We start from the raw sequence: 19806 nt of genomic DNA, 5'->3' as shown, positions 1-19806 counted from the left end.
CGTCAACTCCTACACAGTGTGCTTCGGGATATCCGGCGTGCATCGCCGTCCCGCCCCCTTACGCTAAAACCTGACGTCAGTGTGAGGGGCAAGTCTGCTGAGGAGCCCAGGCGAAGGGATGATCCGAATCCGGCAAGACCTTCCCTCACCCGTAATCAGGAAGGGCAAGTCGTGCGCTGTAGCACCCACCCAGAGAAGATGCACCAATGGCCTGACGAAGCCAAAGATCCGAAACCGGTCGAGCCGATGCTATCGAAAGCAGTGGACGAGCGGCTGATCGACGAGTTGGTGAGGCGCGAGCCCAGACCGCGGCCATCAGCCGACCAGCGAGGGTGAGCTGTTGCAGCGCTGCGTCCCGGGGCCGCAGGAACGCCGCAGCCCGTGGGCCCGGCGGTTCCGCGAAAGAGCGGCCTCAGTGCCAGCGCGTATTGAGTAGCCGCAACAGCCCCAGCCCGGCGTAGAGCGCGCCGCGGCTCAGCCCGCGGCTGTGCTGGTCGAGGGAGTGCCGGAGCGGAATGCGTCATGGAGGGAAGGCTAGAGGTCTTAGCTTCGCTTTTGTCCTTGCACTGGCCAGGCAGGGTTGGCTGCTCGGTGGCCGAGACATGGAGTGGCTATCGCGGGCCTCTCCAGGTAGGTCAAGACCAGGGCGTGCCTTTGGTCCAGGTACTCGACCGGTCGCGCTGGGAAGGGGAGTACGCCACTGCTGCTGAGTCTGCGACTCGTACGTCTGCTGCTCGACGTTGGCCCCGTCCGCTGTCGAGTTGCCGGCCACACCGAGAGCCATGCCGCTGAACCGGTTGATGAGGAGGCAGTGGCCGTCACCGGTGGGCGTCGCGGCCCAGTGCTGCTGGGTGACGTTGGCATCCTGCCAGATGGCGACGTTCCCGCCGGGGTCGCGAGAGAGTCCAGCCACCTCCACGAACTCGCTGCTGTTGACGCTGCAGACCTTGGAGTAGCCGTCGCCGGTGGAGGTGAACTCGCCCATCCAGGTGTGCAGTATCGGCTTGGCGATAACCGACGTCTGCCCTTCCCTCACATCTGCGGTGGATGCAGCCTGCAGAGTGATCGTGGGCACAACCTGTTCCAGTTCCCGGCGTGCCACCGGAGCTGGAGATCGCCTCCCGTTCTCTGGCCGCCTGTCGTCAGCCAACGGCTGTCCCAGCCCGGCTCCATGGTTGCGTCACATACAGAACCCGCCATGGCGCCGATGCTCTGGCCGGTGATGTATCCGGCGTCGTGGGCGCCGGGCATGTCGCCCGACTCAACAGCCCGTACTGATATGCGCGTGTTGATGACCGAGGGCGGGGTGGTGTTGAGAGTGATACCGCGGGGCGCAAGTTCGTATGCCAGCCTCTTGGCTAGACCGATGACCCCGCCTTTCGCTGCCATGTAGTGCGCCATGTTGGGTGCATCCGACCGCGCGCTGACCCGACGGGATCGTGACGACCCTGCCCCAGCAACCTGCCAACTTGGCGGGAACGACCGGCTGGAAGCAGTTAAACGCACCGTTGAGGTTGACCGCGAGAACACGGTCCCCCTCCTGAGAGGGTGATTTATGCGACCGGCGCGAAACCCTCCAGGCAAGCATAAGGCGGTCATGACCTGGACCGAGCGAACTCCTCACGGACGGTGCTCAGCGCCTTCTCGACCGCTTCGCGGTCGGTGACGTCCACCTCGCTCGCCAGCACGCTGCCGCCGCTCGCGCTCACATGCTTGGCCACCTTCCGCACCGCATCACCCTGGACATCGAACATGGCGACACGGTGCCCCTGCCCAGTCAGACGACGGGAGATGAAAAGTCCCATTCCGGATGCGGCCCGGGTGACCACGGCCACCCGACACTGCGCTCGTCGTATCAAGGCCGTTCACCGTGCACTCCTTTGACAGGTCACCACGTGACCGGAAGAGTCCGTACGCCGTAGGCGAGCTCCTCGCTCTTGAACTTGATCTGGTCGATCGTGGTCGCCAGTCGCAGGGTGGGGATGCGGCGGAAGAGCGTGCCATAGACGATCTGGAGCTCCGCGCGAGCGAGCTGCTGGCCCACGCACTGGTGCGGCCCGAAGGCGAACGCGACATGCTGGCGGGCATCGCGGTGGAGGTCCAGGCGCTCGGGCTCGGGGAAGACTTCCGGATCCCAGTTGGCCGCCGGTAGGTCCGTGATGATTCCCTCACCTTGGCGGATCACCTGGCCGCCGATCTCGATGTCCTCGGCGGCGGTCCGGCGTTGGCCAGGATGGGCGATGGTCAGGTAGCGGAGCAGCTCCTCCGTCGCGTTTGCGACGACCTTCGGGTCGTCGGTGTCGCGCAAGATGGCGAGCTGCTCGGGGTGTTCCAGCAAGGCGAGAGTGCCGAGGGCAATCATGTTCGCGCTGGTCTCGTGGCCGGCGACGAGCAGCGTGACGCCCAGCACGGCTGCTTCATTGATACTGAGCTCGCCGGCCTGGACCCGCTGCGCCAGGTCCGAGATCACGTTCTCCTCGGGGTTCGCGGTTTTGCTCTGAATCATCTCGGCCAGGTATTGCATTAGTGCGATCATCGCTTGTATACCCTCCTCCTGCGACTCGGGACTGATCGCAAGGGAGCTGTTGCGCTGGAAGAACTCGTGGTCGGTGTAGGGCACTCCGAGCAGCTCACCGATCATCAGTGACGGCAGGGGCAGTGCCAGCGCCGTGACGAGGTCCGCCGGGGCGGGGCCGGCCAGCAGGGTGTCGATGAGGTCGTCGGTGGACTTCTGGACAGCGGGCCGCACTGCAGCGATCCGTTTGAACATGAAGGGACGGGTCAGCATCCGACGAATCCGGGCGTGCTCTTCTCCGTCCATGTTGATGATCGTCGTTGGACGGTGCTGTGCGCCTTCCGCCGTCTTCTCGTTGAAGTACGGGTAGTTGGGCCACCGATCGCTGGCGCTGACCCGGGGATCGGAGAGAACTGCCCTCAGGTCGGCATGACGGGTGACGAGCCAGGGCGTACTTCCGTCCCAGATCCGCACCTTCGCCAGCGGTTGCTCGTCGTGCATCGCCAGCGTGGCCTGGGGCGGGGCGAACGGGCAGGCGCTCGACCTGGGCATCGGGTACTGGGGAAGCTCTGCGGCCGCGTCGCTCACGGTGTCGGCCTGTTTGTCGGACACAATCTCTCCCTAGGGGGACAGCCCTGCCGGGTTCGACAGAGCGAGGTGCTCGTGGTCGACGGGTCGGACCTGTGCTGATCGTTCGTGCTCAGCGGGCGGGTGCGCGCCCCGGTAGAACGTCGACGATTTCCTGGCGCCACAGTCGAGTCTGCTTGGGCATGTTCTAGCCCAACACGCGGGTGGTTCGGCCTTCGTGACGGTAGAGCGCGACGAAACGCCCACCGGCGAGGTGTCCGTCCGTGGTGGTCACTTCGGCACCAGGATGCGGCGCCCCGTGTACCTGGATCCTGGCGTCGAACTGGTCGGTCCAGAAGTAGGGCACCGGACAGTACGCGGTGTCGGCTCCGAGGATGTCACCCGCGACAGCACCAGCCTGTTCGGTGGCGTCGGTCCGGCTCTCCAGCCGCAGCAACGTGCCGAGTCGACCGTTGTGCCAGCGGGCGACGTCGCCAACCAAACAGATTCCTTCCGCGGCCCGGCAGCGGGAATCGCATACGAGCCCGTTGTCCACCCGCAGGCCGCTATCGGCGAGCCATCCGGTCGCCGGGACGGCGCCGATCGCGACCATGTCGTCCGACTGTTCTTCGCCGGTGGTCAAGCTCACGCCGGTGAACCGGCCGCCTCTGCCCTCCAGTTCACGCACGCCAGCGCCGAACCTGAGACGGACCCCGCGCTCGGTATGTAACTCGCCCAGCAGGGAGCCGACCAGGGGCCCGATCTGGTATGCCACGAGGGTCGGCTGCGGACCGACAGAGTGACGTCCAGACCCATACCGCATGCGATAGCAGCGATTTCGGCACCCAGCACGCCGTCCCCGACCACTACCAGCCGGGATTCGGCGAGCAGTTCGTCCCGCAGCGCCAGCGTGTCGTCCAGGGTGCGCAACACGTGCACCCCGGTCAGCCTGTCCTGCCCGGGAGACAACCGGGGCAGAGCCCCCCGTAGCCACCACGATCGCATCGACCCGCAAGACACGGCCTGAGGTGGTCTGAACGGTGTGCCGCGACGTCCAGGCATGCCACCGGATCGGCCAGATAAACTCAGCATCCAGTGCCAACAGCGTGTCTTGGGAACGCAGTTGGGCCTCTCCGAACCCCCATGTCACGGCGAGAACCTGTTTGGACAGTGGCGGCCGGTCGTACGGCAGGTGCGGCTCCGCGCCCAGCACCGTCAGGCCCCCCTGGTAGCCCTTGTGGCGCAACGCCTCCGCCGTGGTCAAATCAGCGGCGCCGGCACCCAGCACACTGTCGGGGAGCGCGTTCATGGTTCCTCGGTCACGGCGATCGCCAGGGCGGGGCACGTGCTCGCCGCCTCACGCACCGCGGCGTGGAGTTCTTGGGAGGGCTGCGCGTCCAGCAGGATCACGATGCCGTCGTCGTCCCGCTGATCGAACACGTCGGGCGCGTGCATCACGCACGTGCCGGCGCCGCAGCATTTGCCCTCGTCCACAGCGACACTGATCATGGCTTATCCCCTTGTGGTCCCACGACTACATGAGTCGCGTGGGAATGGATTGGCGGAATGCGCCCGGGATCTCATCAACCGGACGCGGTATTCGCCGCCTCGTGCAGTTGCTGTGTCCCTGCGGGGCCGACGAGTGCGCTACAGGTTCCAGGGCGGGCTGCGATCTTGTGGTCACGCCCCCTGGGAGGCCGACGAGAAGCCCTCGGTGACCAGATGCAGGGTCTTCTCCAGGATGCTCCGCACGTTGTCCCCGTACTCGTCGCCGTGCCAGGCGTACTCCTCGGCCATGATCCGGATCGCGGATGTGATCATGGCAGCCTGGACCCGGATGGCCAGACCGTGCGAGTCCACGCCGAGTCGGCGGGCGATCACGTCGACCATGCGCGTTTCCATGTCGCTGGTGGCCTGCAGCCACGCCCGGCGCAAGCCCGGCTCCTCCCGTGCCAGCCGAATAATGCCGACCACGTTCGAGTCGATGCCGTCCCTCGCGATACTGATCATGGCCCGACCAAGAGCCTCCAGGAGTGGCTCCTCCTCCGGCCGAGCCTCGAAGGCCTCGGTCGCACGGCTGAGTGCGCGCACCAGCAGCGGGGCGACGGCCTCCTCCTTGGTGGAGAAGTAGTGCCAGAAGGTGCGCCGGGAGGCACCGGCCGCCTCGGCAATGTCCTCTACGGACGTGTTGGCGACCCCCTGTTCCAGGAAGAGCCGGGCCGCCTCCGCCGCGATCTCGGCGCGGTTCTGCTCCCGGCGGCGCTCGGTGAGTCGCGGACGTCCGCGCTTGGGCTGCGCTTGCTGGGTTGCCATGACTTCCCCCGCTCTGGCATCCGCCCTCGGTGCGGCGCGGACCTGGCCATCTTTCCATCTCCGAGCCACCCTCCCATTATTTGGCACACAGTGCATTGATTGCACTATACGCAAACAATGCCTAGTGTCGACCCCGTCGAAAGGCGCGCCGACCCAAGAGCGACTCAATGAAGGAGGTTCTCGTGGCTCACGACGACCGTGAGCAGGTGCTGGACTACCCGCTTTCCAGGCCGGCGGCATTGGAGCCGCCGACGGAATGGGCGGAGTTACAGCAGCAGTGCCCGATCGCGCGGGTGAAGCTGCCCAGCGGGGACGAGGCCCTGCTGCTTACCCGCTACGAGGACGTCAAGCAGGTGCTGTCCAATCCGCGGTTCACCAGGAATCTGCACGCGGACGACGCAGCCCAGATCACCGACTCCGAGGGTGGGTTGTTCAACAACGAGATGTCGGACGCGATACCCCATGACGCCGAGGGGCATCAGCGGTGGCGGCGGATGCTCACGAGATGGTTCACGACCAAGCGGATGAACGCGCTGCGGCCGGGGATCGAGGCGATGGCCGAGCGCCTCGTCGACGAGATGGTGAAGCGGGGGCAGCCTGCGGATCTCAAAGCCGACGTGGGCTTCCCGCTGCCGGTAGGGGTGATCTGCGAGATGCTCGGGGTCCCCGACTCCGACCGGCACCGGTTCTCCCACTGGTCCGACACGATGCTCAACCTGACCCGGTACACCGGGGCGGAGGCCAAGGCAGCCCAGGAGGAGTTCACCGAGTACATGGCCGTCCACATCGCCGCCAAGCGTGCGGAGCCGGGCGAGGATGTGCTCAGTGCGCTCATCACTGCCAGCGATTCCGAGGACGAGCGCATGCCCGACGCGGCACTTGTGGCCACCGGCCAGGGCTTGCTGGTCGCCGGGCACGAGACCACGTCGAACATGATCGGCAAGATCGTGGCCATGCTGCTGATCGACCGGCGGCGCTGGGAACAGCTGTTGGCGGACCGGTCACTGACCCGTTCGGCGGTGGAGGAGGCCCTGCGCTACGACGCCAACCTAGGGTTCGGCATGCCGCGGTACATCAGAGAAGAAGTCGAGGTGGCCTGCACCATGCTCCCCAGCGGTACCACCGTCATGTGCGACATGTCCGCGGCCAACCGCGACGAGAACGCGTTCGCCGGTGCCGGCGACATGAACCTCACCCGCAGCCCGAACCCGCACCTGGCCTTCGGTGCCGGACCGCATTCGTGCCTGGGGCAGGCGCTGGCGCGCACCGAACTGCAGGTAGTCCTTGATGTGCTGCTGCGCAAGCTTCCCACCCTCGACCTCGCCGTGCCGGCCGAGGACCTCCGCCGGGTGGAAGGACTCGTCGTCGGAGGACTGACAGAGCTTCCGGTGCGGTGGTGACCACGGTCGGCGGAACCGCCGGACACAGCGGCCCGGGAGTTGCCCCGACGGCCACCACGCAAGGGTTTGAATTGCGTGCCAAATCATCACGTAGGCAGAGCTAAGTGGAGAGTCATTGTGGACCGAGAAGTACTCGTCGTCATTGGTGTCGGCGGGATGGGGCAGGAGATGGCACGCCGGCAGGGCACCGGCAGAACCGTGTTTCTGGCCGACTTCAACAAGGCCACCATGGATACCGCCGCTGACGCTTTGCGCGGCGACGACTACGACATCGTGGCACAACATGTCGACGTCTCCTCACGCGTGTCGGTGACCGCCCTCGCTGAGGCGGCAGCGGCGCGAGGCAGAGTCGCCCAGGTCGCCCACACCGCGGGACTCTCGCCAGTTCAGGCGTCCGCCTCGGCGATCCTCCAGGTTGACCTGCTCGGTGTCGCCCTGGTCCTGGAGGAGTTCGGCCGTGTCATCGCCCCGGGCGGCGCGGGCGTCGTCATCGCCAGCATGGCCGGCCACCTGGCGCAGTCGCTCACTCCTCAAGAGGAGCATGCACTGGCTTATGCCCCCGCCGATGAACTGCTGGAGCTGCCGTACGTGAGCGCGGCAAGGGCCGCCAACCCGGGTAGCGCCTACAGTGTCGCCAAGCGCGCCAACCTGCTCCGCGTACAGGGCGCCAGCCTGACGTGGGGCGAGCGTGGCGCCCGCGTCAACTCCATCAGCCCTTGCATCATCTCTACCCCGATGGGCCGACAGGAACTGGCCGGGGACACGGGACAGCACATGCGTGCCATGGTCGACGCGTCGGGTACCGGGCGGTTGGGCACACCCAACGACATCGCCGACGCCGCCGCCTTCCTGCTCGGCCCGGCCTCGACCTTTGTCACCGGCACCGACCTCCTCGTCGACGGCGGCGTCGTGGCAGCCCTCCGGTCCGGCCAGCTGAGGTCGGCCGCCTAGCCACCGGCGGCCCGACGGCCGCTACTGGGAAGCAGCACTGGAGCCACCGTCGCAAATTCCCTGGCCACGGATCCTGATCTACTCAGGAAGCCCACATGCCTTACGCCTATGACACGGAACTGGCCAAGGCCATGACGGCGAGGGCTGCATCCAGCGCTGTGGCACAGCCCAGGCAGAGCGCGGCGACTGGAAATCGGTCCGGACTACCGCCTACGCGTCCCCTGCAGCCATGGCCTCCAGATGCCCGAGCTCCCTTCGGTCGCACGCACACAGTCACGGACCTCTCCCACGACGGCGCCACAGTGCCCCTGCGCTTGTCGTCCCTCCCGGCAGTTGTCATGCTGTCCGCCGTCCCCGACTCCTTCCTCCTCGGGGACGGCGGAGTTGCCGGGGTGATCTCCCTGCTGCTCATGCATGTAGCCGTCGCAGCGATCGCCGTGCCGGTGTACCGCAGCGCCCTCGCGCTGACTGCTCGGCGACACCTCGTAGACACCCAAAGGCTTCTGACGTTGTTTCGGCTTCTGAGGCACCCCGATGTGAGAAGGACGGAAACTCTCATGTTGCTCAACAAGCAGGCGTCCAACGTGTCAGCCGCGGCCCTGATGGATTCGCTCTTGGATGCGCCGACGTCCCACCATGGCGGTCGACTCGTGGCGTCGTTCGTAGCGGAGAGCATGATCCGCCCTCGGGCAAGGGCCTACCCCACGGAGTAGCCGGTCGTGCGGTGGCGAGCCGGCTTGCCGCGCAGCCCCCCTTCACATCACATCGAGAGGATCACGACAGTGACCACACGTCTCACCACACGATTCACGGCCCAGTCCACCGCCACCGAAGTTGTGTCCGGCGTCGCCCTGCCCGGCCGCCGGGTCGTCGTCACCGGGGCGACGTCTGGCATCGGCCTCGAGACCGCCCGCGCGCTGGCCAGCGCCGGCGCCGAGGTGACTGTGGCGGTCCGCAACCCCGCCGCCGGTGAGCGCGCGGCCCAGGACATCATCGCCGACACCGGCAACAAGGACGTCCTCGTCGCATCGCTGGACCTCGCCGACCAGGATTCGGTGGCTACTTTCGTCGCCGGCTGGTACGGCCCCCTGCACATCCTGGTCAACAACGCGGGCGTGATGGAGCCACAGCTGACCCGCACTCCGGAGGGCTGGGAACTACACTTCGCCACCAATCACTACGGCCACTTCGCGCTGACCACCGGGCTCCACCAGGCGCTCGCCGCGGCGGGAGACGCGCGTGTCGTCTCGGTCAGCTCCTCACAGCACCGGCTCTCCCCGGTCGTCTTCGACGACATCCACTTCGAGCGGCGCCCGTACGACCCGCAGACCGCATACGGGCAGTCCAAGACTGCCAACGTGCTGTTCGCGGTGGAAGCCGCCAGGAGGTGGGCCGGTGTCGGCGTCACCGTCAACGCCGTCATGCCCGGCGCTGTCCACACCAACCTGACACGCCACATCAATCCCGAACCGCTGGCCCACTACGAGGAGAGTGGTGCCCCGCAGCTGCCGTGGAAGACGGCTGAGCAGGGTGCGGCCACATCCGTCCTGGCCGCGACCTCTCCGCTGCTCGACGGCGCCAGCGGCCGCTACTTCGAGGACTGCAACGAAGCCGAGCCCTTGAACCCGGACAACTTCCACGGAGGCGTCGCCGGCTACGCGCTCGACCCGGACGACGCCGCCCGCTTGTGGGACGTCTCCACCAAGGCCGTGTCCGGGCGCTGACGCGAGCGGCAGGGAAGCGCCTGAGCGCCCGGTCGGTTCGGGGCGGTCGTCGCGCGTTGCGCCCGGACGCCGTCTTCACCGGACCAGGCTGTCGGAGGACGTCGGCACCGCTCAGCTGAACCGCGTATTCGACTCACCGAAGAAAGGAACCACTCAGCATGAACCACTCACTCGAAAGCAAAGTCGCTGTCGTCACCGGCGGGGGCAGAGGACTGGGGCGGGCCATCGCCGAACGATTCGGTGCCGCGGGAGCAACGGTCGTCGTCTCCGACATCGACGGGGCGACGGCCAAGAAGGTCGCAGCGGGCATCCCCGGTGCCACGCACCAGGTCTGCGACGTACGCGACGAGCGGCAGGTTGCGGCGCTGATCGACGCGACCGCCGAACGGCACGGCGGGCTACACATCATGGTGCCCAACGCCGGTGTCGGATCTCCATGCCCGCTGTTGGAGATGGATCTCGCAACCTGGCGGGCCGTCACCTCGGTCAATCTTGATGGAGTCTTCCTCAGCATCCGCCACGCGGCACCGGCGATCATCGCCTCCGGCGGCGGCTCGATCGTCACACTCGCCTCCGTCACAGCTACTACTGGAACGCCGCTACTCGCGCACTACGCCGCTACCAAGGCCGCGGTGGTGAACCTCACCAAAACGGCCGCCAGCGAACTGCGCCCGCACGGCGTGCGGGTCAACGCGCTGCTGCCGGGATTCATAAGCACCGATCTGGTGATCCCGGCGGCACCTCGGGTCGAGGAGATCCTCGGCCTGCCCGCTGGCGGCTTCGATGCCTTGATCGAGCAGAAGCAGGGTCGCTACGGCACTGCGGAAGAGGTTGCCGAAGCCGCATTGTTCCTCGCCGGTGACCAGTCGTCGTTCTGCACTGGCGGTGCCCTCGTGCTCGACGGAGGGCTTGGCGCCGCACTGTTGTAGAGGTGCAGCAGGCCAGGACAGTGGCCTGGGGCGCCGTCCCGCGGTCGCCGAAACCCGTCGCAGGATCGCAGGTCGAGTTCCAGATTCGCCTTCTTCTCCTCACATGGGTAGCCGAGACACCCCACCGCCCTTTGCACACCGTACGGAACAGCATCAGCTGGTCCTGCCGTCGTGTAACTGCTCCGCAGTGTCAGGAATACGTGCGGGGTCTCCCCTGAGCCGGGCGAACCATTCGCCGTCCTGGGTCAGGGGACCGAACGGACCCAGTACCGGGTGGAATCCAGAATGGGACATACCAACGCCAGCGGACCCACCTCGGCGAACCAAGGGTGGCCCGTACCCCCGGGCCGCCGAGCGTCGCTGATGTATGCGCCCGGCCAGCCTGGCCGGCGGGTGGCCCTGAAACCCTCACGTCCTGGGCCGGTTCACCAAACGCACGCGTGCGGCGGGTTGCTGGCCCGGAAATGGTCCGGATCTCGCTCCGAGGGTGGTCCGCTCTGCCGCCCACCTGACTTGTCGCTGCTGCCCCTCCGGCACCTACTCACAGATCTCACCAAGTCGCAGCACAGAGACCTCCCAGTGAACTCCGAAAGGGTCGAATCATGTCTGGCATCACCGACAGCCACGAGGACCCAATTCGTGTGCTGGTCGTCGATGACGAGCCCGGACTCGTCGAGACATTGACCGTGGCCGTCACCGACGCGGGCTGGCGGGCCTGTCCGGCGGTCCATGGGGAGAGCACGCTGCGGGTGGCGCGCGGTTGTGCCCCGCACGCCGTGATCCTGGACGGGATGCTGCCGGGCCTCGACGGCGTGCAGGTGTGCGGCGTCTGCGGTACGAGAATCCCCGCCTGTCGGTTCTCATGCTCACCGCCCGGGACGCCCTGGAGCATCGCATGGAGGGACTCTCGGCGGGCGCGGACGACTACGTCACGAAGCCCTTCTCGTGGGAGGAGGTTGTACTGCAGCTGCGCGGTCTGCTGCGCCGCGCCGGCGTCGAGGACGCGAAGGCCGGTGAGTCCGTGCTGACCCTCGGGGGCCTGGTGCTGGTCGAGAAGACCCGTGAAGCGCACCGCGACGGCGCTCCCGTCGAGCTCACCGCCAAGGAGTTCGACCTGCTGTGGCTGCTGATGAGCCACCGCGCCAGGTGCTCAGCAGGGCCCAGATCCTCGATCACGTCTGGAGCAGGTCCTTCGACGCCGGCGGAAACCTTGTGGAGGCCTACATCTCCCACCTGCGCAAGAAGATCGACAAAGGCCGGGCGCCGATGTTCCGTACGCTGCGCAGGATGGGATACACCATCAGACCGGCCGAGGAGGCAGGATGAGGATCCGGCTGCGGGGGCGCTCGCTGCGGACCCGTCTGCTGCTCTTCATCGGCCTCACCCTCGCCGTGGTGTGCGCGGCGATGGCCCTCACGACCGTCTACGCCCAACGCACCTACCTGCTAGGGAACTTGGACCAGCGAGTCACCGATGCCGCGGAGCGCGGCCAGGGCGGGCTTCAGCGGCGCACCGGAGACGCCACGGACCTGGGGTTCCTCAGCGAGCGAGGGCAGCCCGTCGGCACGATGGCCGCCCGGCTCGACAGCGAGGGAAACGTCGCCGCCGCCGAAGTCGTCGACGAGAACGCCGTGCCACAGCCCCTCACGACCGCCCAACTCGGCGCACTCGGCGGCATTTCCACCGACGGATCCCTCCACACCCGGACCGTCCCCGGGCTGGGCACCTATCGCATCACGGCCATCAGCGGCGACGGCATCCCCGTGCTCGTGGGCCTGCCGATGGATGATGTTCAGGACATGATCAGCGACCTGGTCGTGGTCGAGGCCGGTGTGGCGGTCGTAGGGCTCACTGTCGCCGGGTGCGTGTGTGCCGTCCTCATCCGACGCCGACTCCGGCCGCTGGGACGGGTCGCCGCCACCGCCGTCGAGGTCTCCCGCGCCCCGCTGGGCCACGGCGAGGCCACCGGCCTCATCCGTGTGCCCAGAGGAGACACCGACCCTGCGACCGAGGCCGGCCAGGTCGGCGCCGCCCTCAACCGCATGATCGACCACGTCGAGTCCTCGCTCGCCGAGCGCCAGCGCACCGAGGAGCGCATGCGCCGCTTCCTCTCCGACGCCCGCCACGAGTTGCGTACTCCACTCGCCTCGATCGTCAGCTACGCGGAACTGATGAACCGTGGCACCGAGAGGATCGAACCCCGGCTCGCCTGGCGCCGCGTCTCAACCGAGTCCATGCGCATGTCCGGTCTGGTCGAGGATCTGCTCCTGCTCATCCGCCTCGACGAGGGGCGTCCGATGAAGCGCGCCGAGGTGGATCTCACGGCCCTGTTCGCCGAAGCGGTGTGGGACGCGCGGGCCGCCGGAGGCGAACACCACTGGCAGCTCGCCCTGCTGATTGACGCCCCGGCGGAGGTCACCGGCGACGCGGCGCGACTGCACCAGGTCGTGGGCAACCTGCTGGCCAACGCCCGTACGCACACACAGCCCGGCACCACGGTCATCACCACCGTCGAGACGACGGAGCACTCGCGCTTCATCCGGGTGGCCGACGACGGGCCCGGCATCCCACCCGACATGGACGCGCCAACGACGAAGGGAGACAGCGACAATGCCCGAGATCGACCCCGGGGAGCCCACGGCGCACGAACCGCAGTCGGAGACCGGCCGCCGCGCCCACGCGAGCCGCCGCAACTTCATGCGCAAGGTCTTCTTCGCGTCCGGCGCCACGGCCGTCGCGACCATGGGCGGCTCCGGAGCTTGGGCCGCAATGGCCGACGACGTCACCGGCACTGTCACGGCCGACGCGACAGCATCCGCCTCCGCCGCTCCGAGCGGGGCGCCCAGCGGCGGCCCGGGCGGCGGCCCCGGCAACCAGTCGATCACCGAGGACTTCTTCGGCCTGACCACCGACGGCAAACGGATCGACGACCTCTACACGGTCCACTCCACAGGTGTCGCGACCGCCCCTGTGATCGCCGCCGCGAAGGCCTTCCTTGCCGGACTGACCGACGCACAAAAGGCCTCGACGCAGTTCACGATCCACTCCACCGAGTGGCGGCGGTGGAGCAACATCGACTCCTACGAACGCCAAGGCGTCACCCTCGCGGACATGACGGGCACTCAGAAGGCTCTGGGCACCGCCCTGTTGCGGTCGGCGCTCGGTGCGGACGGGCTGGAGACCACTGAGAAGATCCGCCAGATCAACCAGGCGGCCGGCGAGGCGATCAACAACACCGATTCCTTCAACGAGGACGCCTACTACTGGACCCTGATGGGCACCCCGTCGACGACCGAACCCTGGGGCTTCCAGTTCGACGGCCACCACCTGGTCGTCAACTACTTCGTCCTCGGCGACCAGGTCGTGCCCCTGCTTCTGGGGCTCCGAACCGACCTCGATGGAGATCGACAGCGAGACCGTGACCGTCTGCCACGAGGAGGTCGTCGCCGGCCTCACCTTCCTCAACTCCCTCACGGCGGCGCAGCAGGCGGTCGCGATCGAGTCCTCGACCAAGTCGAACGAGTCGATGAAGGCGGGAGCCTTCTCCGACAACACGGTTCAGGAATACACGGGCCTGCGCGGCAGCAAGTTCACCACCGCCCAGAAGAAGAAGCGCCTCGGCATCGTCGAGGTATTCGTCGGACGCGCCAAGGCCGATGTCGCCGAGGTGCGGATGGCCGAGGTCCGCAAGCACCTCGACAACACCTACGTGACCTGGGCCGGCGGCACCGCCGACGACTCTGCCTTCTACGTCCGGGTGCACAGCCCGGTCATCTGGGTCGAGGTCGACGCCAGATTCCCGGTCCGCTTGCGGGCGCGTACGGCGCCACCCAGGGCAGCGGCCCGACCCAGAAGCACGTTCACTCCATCATCCGCACGCCCAACGGCAACGACTACGGAAAGGAGCTCCTCAGGCAGCACTACCTGACGCCACCGCACCACCAGTGACATAGCCACTCGATTGCTTTCCGTCACTACGAGGGCTCCGACCGGCACGCGCCCGGCCGGAGCCCTCGCCCAGTGGAGAGGGCCACTCCGCAGTTGGGGCCCGAGAGTCAGGCGCCGCCACGATGCCCACTCCTCTACGCCCTCAGCCGGCTGCCACATAGAGCTTGCGGAGGAGGGAGCGGACCTCCCACTCGGTCCGTTCCCCCGCGTGCAGGCGTACGAAGACGCCGGGGGTGAGCTCGATACTCTCTCCGGTTTCGAACCGCACAGTCGCATCTCCCTCAAGCACGACGAACACTTCGTCGACCTCGACGTCGCGGACCGTGCCGGATGTCAACGACCACACGCCGAATTCCGTACCGCTGAACTCTCCCAGAGCCTTCACGGCCGCGGCCGGGCGTCCCGCGAGAATGTCGTTCTCTTCCAGCGGCAACGGGTCGAGCTCCGCCTCGTGCAAGTTGACGCAACGGTCCATCACGACACCACCCTCGGATTCAAGATCTTCCAACTCTCGTCGATTCGACTGTCTCGGCATGAACTTCTTGCCGCCACAAGTCAGCGTGCTCGCGCTTCGCATGTCGCCGAAACCGTCAGCCTTCGATCACGAGGTCCGCCGCAGGAACCGAGCCACAGAGCAGAACCTGTCCATCTCGGGGTTCCATGAGCGGGTCGACCAGGTAGGCAGTAGGGCCGTGGGCCGTTGCGGCGCACGTCCCGCACACCCCGGCACGGCAACTGGCGGGCAGCGTCAGTCCCAGGGACTCCGCCAGTTCGAGAAGCGTTCCCGACTCGGGAGTCCACTTGGCGGTCGTTCCCGACGGCCGATAGGTCACCTGGAACGGCCCCGTGTGCGGCGCCGGCCGGGGGGTGACGTCCACGGTCCTCGGCGAGTAGAAGGCGTCGTACCGGATCGAACTCGCCGGTACACCCGCCGTCTGGACGGTTGTCCTCATGGCGGTCACGAACGACGTGGGCCCGCACAGGTGGACCTCGGTGGATGGCGGATCCGTCAGGATGCCTGTGATGAGAGCGCGGTCAGGACGTCCGCGGCGATGTTCCACCGCGGCGTCCTCGGGCCGTGGCCGCGTCACGTACAGGTGTATGCGGACCCGGCTCAACTGTGCGGCTGCTTCCTGGAGTTCGTCCCAGTGCGGAAGGCTTTCGAGGTCGCGGACGACGTGCACGAAGTTCACCGGGCGTTCGCTGCGGGCGGCCACCAGGGCGTGGGCCGTGGCGAGCGCCGGAGTGATTCCGATGCCCGCTGTCAGGACCAGGAGCGGGCGGTCGCTGTCCGCGTCGATGACGGCGTCCCCGAACGGGCCGCTGACGAGGACGTGTTCGCCCTCGCGCAGACCGGACAGCCACGGCGACACGACGCCGCCCTCGCGGTACTCCGCGGTGATGCGGGCGGGTCCGTCACCGGCGCGGCTGATCGTGTAGTTGCGCCATCCCGGAGCGTCCAGATCCGTACGGTGCACCCGCAGGTACTGGCCGGGACGGGCCGTCGCGAGAGTGGGGCTCGGTTCCTCGAACTCGATGCTCGTGGCGGTGGTGGCCGCCCGGCTCACCGAGGTCACCCTGGCCATCCGTGGCGCCGACACGATCTCCGCCTGGCTCAGTCCCCGCATCGCGTACGTGAGCGGGCGGCGTGGGCCGACGTGCGCGTGTTCGCCGACTTTGATGCTGCCCGGCGTCCTGACCTGGGCATAGACCCCGCAGTGGAGATGGCCGAAGTGGCCGGCGAGGATGCCCGGGACATTGACCTCGGTGCCTCCGGTGTCGGGGTCGACCGCCGTTGCCCTGCATCTCTCTACGGGGCGCAGCACATCGAGGTCGACCTCACCGATGCGCAGTCGCGTACCCAGGAGCCCGAACTCCGCCCACGGGGGCAGGCCGTCGACATACAGGTTGGCTCTGAACCGCCGTGGATCGAGCGGGGTCCTCGCGACGCGTGCAATGTCACGGACGGTGGCGAGGTTGATGATCGATATCGGGGCGTCGGCGAAATCCCACAGATGGCTGCCCGAGGAGACCAGTCGCGCCGTCCTGCCCGCGGAACCGAACCAGTCCTGGATCCGCGATCCGACGAACTCGTCGTCGTCGAGCCGGCCGTCCTCCCGAAGTCCGACCCGCAGTTCTTCGCCGTCCCGCGCCGTGAGCACGACCTCGGCACCTTCCGCGCCCGCAGGTGCTCCCGCAGCAACGGACGAGACGCGAGCCGAGTAGCCGCCGAGGTCTGGTCTGGCGTCAAGGGCGTGGAATGCCTCGTAACTCGTCCAGCTGCCGAAACTCTCCAGCGGGATCACGTCGTTGGCCAGGCCGAGCAGACGGTCGAAGCGGAGGCCGTCCGAGCCCAGGAAGGCTTCGTCGAGTGACTCACCTCCCAGTCCCTTGACCGGATAACGCCCGATGCCGACCAACTGCGGTCCGGCCTCCGAGCCGCGCCCTGAGACCTGAAACGAGTCAGTCTGCACGGCCCTCATTCCTCCGTTCCGAGCACGGTTATCCACACCTGGCCGGGGAGACCGCCGCCGAGGAACAGCGTCTGTGTGCTGGGGCGCCCCCGTGCCGCCAGCCACGGGTTTTCCTCGGTACCGGGATGCCAGAGGTAGTGCGGGAAGTCGCTGCACGCCAGCTGGAGGCGCAGGCGGTGGCCCGGACGGATCCGGTAGCCCGTGTGCCCGAGGTCGATCTCGGCGGGGCCGACGTCGGCCCCGCCGCCGTGGGGCGGGAGTACCGCCTGTCCACGGACGAGCATGTGGGCCGTACCGTCGGGAAAGACGTCGAAGAGCTTGGCGAACAGATGCATGCCGGGTGCGGTGGAGTCGACGGTGAGTTCGGCGCGTACCGGGCCCGCCAGGTCCAGCGGTGTGGAGACCGGAGCTGCGGTGAAGGTCAGGACGTCGGAGCGGGACTGGAGTTCGCTCTCGTCGACCCATTCGCGCAGCGCCGAGAAGGGATCCCCGGTGACGCTGGGCACCAGGTCGCGCGGATCGTGCGTCCATCTCACGGCCCGCGGCGGGTCGGCAGGCGCCTCCTGGTGCGCGCGCAGCGAGCCGCCGTGCGCGTCCCGTACCGCCGACTCGGGCTCGGCCAGATACAGCACCATCTCGCGCGCCCGGGGCGGCGGCCAGCTCGTGGAGGTACGGAAGCCCCCATGGCCCAGGTGCCAGCGCACCCGTGGAAGCGCCTCAACGGGCTGCTCCTCCTTGAGGAACACGTCGAAGAACTCCAGCACCGGAGCGACGTAGTGTGCGACGGTCCGTCGCAGTGCCGCATCGTCGGTGCTGTGGTCGTTCTCCGGTTGTACGGGCGCGTGAGCGAGCTGGTTGTTCTCGTGGTCGATGGAGTCGGCGTGCAGGTAGGTCAGGGGACCCCAGGCGAGGTGTGCCGCCATGGCCGTGTAGTCGCGCATGGACTCGCCCAGCAGGTTGTCGAACCAGCCAACCCCGTGCAGCGTCGCCACCGGTGGCGCCTGGAAGGGGTGCCCGCGGGGGTACGGCTCGGCGGGCTGGGGATGCGGTACGCAGCTGTCGAAAGCCGCCGACCTGCTTCCTGACGCGCTGAACGCCTCCTCGAACGCTTCCAGGACGGGTCGGCGGTCGTAGTCGATCGGGGTGTAAACGATGTCGCGGGATGCCCAGTAGTCGGCGAGGTACTCCGCCCCGTACAGGGTGACGATCCGCTCCGGATGCCAGCGCGGCACCACCACGGCCAGTTCCATGGAGGTGACCCGGGGCACGATCGCCTTCAGGGCCGGATGACCGGAGGTGACCGCGGCCCATTGAGTGAAGCCGAAGTAGGAGTCGCCGCACATGCCCACGACAGCGTCGGACCACTGCTGCTGGGTGATCCACTCGATGGTGTCGTAGCCGTCGTCGGACTCGGTCACGAACGGCTCGGTCTCGCCCTGGGAGCGGAACTTGCCGCGGACGTCCTGGACGACCGTGGCGTAGCCGCGCGCGGTGAATTGCGCGGCGATCTGCTCCATGAAGCAGTAGCGGCTGTTTTTGTCGTACGGCAGCCGGACCAGCACCGTGGGGCAGCGGTCCGGTGAGGCGGGGAGGTAGACGTCGGTGGCTAGTTCGACGCCGTCCCGCATGGGCACCATGTGCTGTTCGGCTGCCGCGCTCAGAGGGGCTGGGCCGATGTGTCGGGTGGCGATGGGCACCGTGGTGACGCTCCGTTCAAGAGGAAGTTCCGTGGCATCAGGCCACCCCCGCGCGACTTAGGTTCCTACCGCCTGCGAGACACGGTCGCTGACCCCTGTCCTGCGGTGTTCGTCCGGCGCCTGTTACGACCTGGACGTTGCCATGGGCGTCGAAGATGCCCTCTCAAGGAATTCGCTGCCCATCGAGGTCTCCTGTCGGCGGGCTATGAGAGCTGTGCTGCCACGGGCCGCCCATGGGGCCCTGGCAGGCTGCAAGGACGCGAAGGCGTGCCCAGCACCTGAAGCGAAATCGATCACCCAGCAGGTCGCATAGCATGCATTATATAACTTGCTCTACATTACCGCAAGAGGGGCGCCCCAGCCACAGCACCGGCACGCCCCCTCACCATGTCCGAGGCCGCCGTCAGATTCCCGCCGCCGCCCCCAACCGGCGATCCAGTGCGGCGCCGCAGGCGAAAGCAGCGAAGGCAGCCCCAACGCCGGCCACCGCGCCACGACCGACCCGACTGCTGCGATCGGGTGGCTCAACTCTCGGCGGTCGCATTGCCCAAGCCTGCGTCCCGGCACCTGGCAGCCGGGCGCTGCCACACCCGCGAGGAGAGCTCGCAACTTTCATGTAATGTCTGATGTACGAAACTGGCGGGGTGAACGCAAGGGGCGCGGACACCGTCCAGCGGACGGGGAGGAAGCATGCCGAAGTACGTCGATCCGGAGCTGCGCGCGAAAGAGGTCACTGACGCGGCGGTGCGACTTCTGGGCGAAGGCGGGTTTACTAAGCTCACCTTGAGGAACCTTGCCAAGCAGCTAGGCGGTTCGATCACGCTCGTCACCCACTACTTCCCCAACCGTGATGTGCTCATCACGGGCATACTTGACCACTTCTTCACCGAATCGGACCAGTTCGCCAGGGAACTCGCCGCTATCGCCGATCCCGAAGAGCGGCTGCACGCAGCTCTCCTCTGGTTCCTGCCTGTCGACGAGGAGACCTTGATCAGGGAGCGGGGGCGCATCGCGCTGGTCGCTCACCGGGACGCCAACGCGGCCGTCGACGACTGCATCACACGCTTGGAACCAGCCATGAGGGCGATCCTCGCCCAGGGCATCGAGGGCTTCGTGAGGGATGAAGAGTTCGAGGTGACGTTGGACCTGGTGCGCTCATGGACGACCGGCATGGCTCTGTCGGCGGTGGAGCATCCGGAGATCTGGACCGTGGAGCGTCAACTGCGGGCTCTCGACCGGTTCCTGGCGCTGCTCTCGATGCCTGCTGTCCCCCGCGTGAACGCCTGAG

The 19806-nt window shown here is 67.4% G+C and carries 16 protein-coding genes and 5 pseudogenes; 9 read left to right on the top strand and 12 right to left on the bottom strand.

Annotation, left to right across the window (positions count from 1 at the left end; genetic code table 11):
• Positions 1 to 520: 520 nt before the first annotated feature.
• The 9 genes and pseudogenes from ACFPIH_RS53420 to ACFPIH_RS53380 form a co-directional block, all read right to left on the bottom strand.
• Positions 521 to 985: an RICIN domain-containing protein gene (locus ACFPIH_RS53420; protein WP_381187144.1), complete on the bottom strand. Its 465-nt coding sequence runs from the start codon at positions 983 to 985 to the stop codon at positions 521 to 523.
• A gap of 47 nt (positions 986 to 1032) precedes the next feature.
• On the bottom strand, positions 1033 to 1599 hold the full coding sequence (locus ACFPIH_RS53415) for an SDR family oxidoreductase (protein WP_381187133.1): 567 nt from the start codon (positions 1597 to 1599) through the stop codon (positions 1033 to 1035).
• Positions 1596 to 1829 carry an SDR family NAD(P)-dependent oxidoreductase gene (locus tag ACFPIH_RS53410; protein WP_381187141.1) on the bottom strand — a complete coding sequence of 78 codons (234 nt, stop codon included), beginning with the start codon at positions 1827 to 1829 and terminating at the stop codon, positions 1596 to 1598. Before ACFPIH_RS53410 ends, ACFPIH_RS53415 begins: the two co-directional genes overlap by 4 nt.
• A gap of 59 nt (positions 1830 to 1888) precedes the next feature.
• Positions 1889 to 3127 (bottom strand): cytochrome P450, encoded by a 1239-nt coding sequence (locus ACFPIH_RS53405; RefSeq protein ID WP_381187130.1) that lies wholly within the window; start codon positions 3125 to 3127, stop codon positions 1889 to 1891.
• A 163-nt stretch (positions 3128 to 3290) separates the two neighbouring features.
• Positions 3291 to 3857 carry an FAD-dependent oxidoreductase gene (locus ACFPIH_RS53400; RefSeq protein ID WP_381187138.1) on the bottom strand — a complete coding sequence of 189 codons (567 nt, stop codon included), beginning with the start codon at positions 3855 to 3857 and terminating at the stop codon, positions 3291 to 3293.
• An 80-nt stretch (positions 3858 to 3937) separates the two neighbouring features.
• Positions 3938 to 4087: pseudogene (locus tag ACFPIH_RS53395) on the bottom strand (hypothetical protein); the annotation flags it as partial.
• Positions 4080 to 4391 (bottom strand): annotated as a pseudogene (locus ACFPIH_RS53390) (NAD(P)/FAD-dependent oxidoreductase); the annotation flags it as partial. The pseudogenes ACFPIH_RS53395 and ACFPIH_RS53390, both read right to left, overlap by 8 nt.
• On the bottom strand, positions 4388 to 4591 hold the full coding sequence (locus tag ACFPIH_RS53385; RefSeq protein ID WP_381187128.1) for a ferredoxin: 204 nt from the start codon (positions 4589 to 4591) through the stop codon (positions 4388 to 4390). The pseudogene ACFPIH_RS53390 and the gene ACFPIH_RS53385, both read right to left, overlap by 4 nt.
• 171 nt (positions 4592 to 4762) lie before the next feature.
• Complete coding sequence (locus ACFPIH_RS53380) at positions 4763 to 5395, bottom strand: TetR/AcrR family transcriptional regulator (RefSeq protein WP_381187125.1); 633 nt, start codon at positions 5393 to 5395, stop codon at positions 4763 to 4765.
• A 182-nt stretch (positions 5396 to 5577) separates the two neighbouring features.
• Here ACFPIH_RS53380 and ACFPIH_RS53375 point away from each other — a divergent pair, with 182 nt between their 5' ends.
• The 8 genes and pseudogenes from ACFPIH_RS53375 (at position 5578) to ACFPIH_RS53340 (ending at position 14327) form a co-directional block, all read left to right on the top strand.
• The gene (locus ACFPIH_RS53375) at positions 5578 to 6795 is read left to right on the top strand and encodes a cytochrome P450 (protein ID WP_381187124.1); all 1218 of its coding nucleotides are present in this window, start codon (positions 5578 to 5580) and stop codon (positions 6793 to 6795) included.
• 117 nt (positions 6796 to 6912) lie between these two features.
• Positions 6913 to 7746: an SDR family oxidoreductase gene (locus ACFPIH_RS53370; RefSeq protein ID WP_381187121.1), complete on the top strand. Its 834-nt coding sequence runs from the start codon at positions 6913 to 6915 to the stop codon at positions 7744 to 7746.
• Positions 7747 to 8528: 782 nt separating this feature from the next.
• Complete coding sequence (locus ACFPIH_RS53365) at positions 8529 to 9470, top strand: SDR family NAD(P)-dependent oxidoreductase (protein WP_381187117.1); 942 nt, start codon at positions 8529 to 8531, stop codon at positions 9468 to 9470.
• 158 nt (positions 9471 to 9628) lie between these two features.
• Positions 9629 to 10399 (top strand): SDR family NAD(P)-dependent oxidoreductase, encoded by a 771-nt coding sequence (locus ACFPIH_RS53360; RefSeq protein ID WP_381187114.1) that lies wholly within the window; start codon positions 9629 to 9631, stop codon positions 10397 to 10399.
• A gap of 602 nt (positions 10400 to 11001) precedes the next feature.
• Positions 11002 to 11725 (top strand): annotated as a pseudogene (locus ACFPIH_RS53355) (response regulator transcription factor).
• Positions 11722 to 13056 (top strand): annotated as a pseudogene (locus ACFPIH_RS53350) (sensor histidine kinase); the annotation flags it as partial. The pseudogenes ACFPIH_RS53355 and ACFPIH_RS53350, both read left to right, overlap by 4 nt.
• Positions 13010 to 13768 (top strand): annotated as a pseudogene (locus ACFPIH_RS53345) (DUF3500 domain-containing protein); the annotation flags it as partial. The pseudogenes ACFPIH_RS53350 and ACFPIH_RS53345, both read left to right, overlap by 47 nt.
• A 28-nt stretch (positions 13769 to 13796) precedes the next feature.
• The gene (locus tag ACFPIH_RS53340) at positions 13797 to 14327 is read left to right on the top strand and encodes a DUF3500 domain-containing protein (protein WP_381187111.1); all 531 of its coding nucleotides are present in this window, start codon (positions 13797 to 13799) and stop codon (positions 14325 to 14327) included.
• A gap of 162 nt (positions 14328 to 14489) precedes the next feature.
• Here ACFPIH_RS53340 and ACFPIH_RS53335 read toward each other — a convergent pair whose 3' ends face one another.
• The 3 genes from ACFPIH_RS53335 to ACFPIH_RS53325 are packed head-to-tail and all read right to left on the bottom strand — an operon-like array spanning position 14490 to position 18518.
• On the bottom strand, positions 14490 to 14924 hold the full coding sequence (locus tag ACFPIH_RS53335) for a cupin domain-containing protein (RefSeq protein ID WP_381187109.1): 435 nt from the start codon (positions 14922 to 14924) through the stop codon (positions 14490 to 14492).
• Positions 14925 to 14937: 13 nt separating this feature from the next.
• Positions 14938 to 16821, bottom strand: a complete 1884-nt coding sequence (locus ACFPIH_RS53330; RefSeq protein WP_381187106.1) for an MOSC domain-containing protein — start codon at positions 16819 to 16821, stop codon at positions 14938 to 14940.
• A gap of 5 nt (positions 16822 to 16826) precedes the next feature.
• A complete protein-coding gene (locus ACFPIH_RS53325) occupies positions 16827 to 18518 on the bottom strand; it encodes a CocE/NonD family hydrolase (protein WP_381187104.1) in 1692 nt (563 codons plus the stop codon).
• Between the two features lie 690 nt (positions 18519 to 19208).
• Between ACFPIH_RS53325 and ACFPIH_RS53320 the strand changes: the two genes are divergently transcribed.
• The gene (locus ACFPIH_RS53320) at positions 19209 to 19805 is read left to right on the top strand and encodes a TetR/AcrR family transcriptional regulator (protein ID WP_381187101.1); all 597 of its coding nucleotides are present in this window, start codon (positions 19209 to 19211) and stop codon (positions 19803 to 19805) included.
• The last annotated feature ends 1 nt before the right edge of the window (position 19806 follow it).

This window comes from Streptomyces vulcanius (assembly GCF_042653945.1).
In the GTDB taxonomy this organism is placed as follows: domain Bacteria; phylum Actinomycetota; class Actinomycetes; order Streptomycetales; family Streptomycetaceae; genus Streptomyces; species Streptomyces mangrovi.
This window is presented reverse-complemented; position numbering and strand designations above follow the sequence as displayed.